The organism is Escherichia sp. AM3, from assembly GCF_032029835.1.
GTDB classification, from domain to species: domain Bacteria; phylum Pseudomonadota; class Gammaproteobacteria; order Enterobacterales; family Enterobacteriaceae; genus Escherichia; species Escherichia coli.
In genome coordinates, this window is sequence record NZ_JAVUPQ010000959.1 from 1 (window position 1) to 274 (window position 274).

A 274-nucleotide genomic window follows, 5' to 3' on the forward strand; every position below is an offset into this window, starting at 1 on the left:
CTCTTCAATACCGTGATAGGTAAGCACTGCCAGTCCTGCAGTTATCACCAGCGCAATGCACAGTGTCTTGCCGGACAGAGTGATCTCAAGATAATTGAACGCTGCAAATATGGGCCAGTGCCAGAGGTACAGAGAATAAGAAATTTTACCTGTGTAGTTTATCGGTGCTAATTGTAAAGTTCGATTTACGAATGTGTTCTGGTTTATCAGTAATATTGCTGAGGCAAGGCAAACAAGCAGTGTCCAGCTATTTGGATATGCCTCAACTGGTATG

1 protein-coding gene is annotated in these 274 nt (G+C 43.4%); it reads right to left on the reverse strand.

Going from position 1 to position 274, the window contains the following annotated elements; genetic code table 11:
* Positions 1–274: acyltransferase family protein (locus RTW80_RS29240; protein WP_409415341.1), on the reverse strand; the 274-nt coding region annotated here is incomplete at both ends.